1 tRNA gene is annotated in these 207 nt (G+C 45.4%); it reads left to right on the top strand.

From position 1 onward, the window contains the following. Window positions 1–87 precede the first annotated feature (87 nt). Window positions 88–168: transfer RNA gene (locus DPQ31_RS01245), tRNA-Leu, on the top strand. Window positions 169–207 lie beyond the last annotated feature (39 nt).

Below are 207 nucleotides of genomic sequence, written 5' to 3'. Positions count from 1 at the left end.
CATTAGCTCAGTTGGTAGAGCATCTGACTTTTAATCAGAGGGTCGAAGGTTCGAATCCTTCATGGCTCACCATTTTTAATAAAATATGCGGGTGTGGCGGAATTGGCAGACGCACTAGACTTAGGATCTAGCGCCTTTGGCGTGGGGGTTCGACTCCCTTCACCCGCACTTTTAATAAAATATCTCATAACATGTCTTGCGGAAGTA

This window comes from Bacillus sp. COPE52, assembly GCF_003355115.1.
Lineage (GTDB): Bacteria > Bacillota > Bacilli > Bacillales > Bacillaceae_G > Bacillus_A > Bacillus_A toyonensis.
Note: the sequence above shows the minus strand (reverse complement) of the source record. Positions and strands in the feature narration are given on the sequence as shown.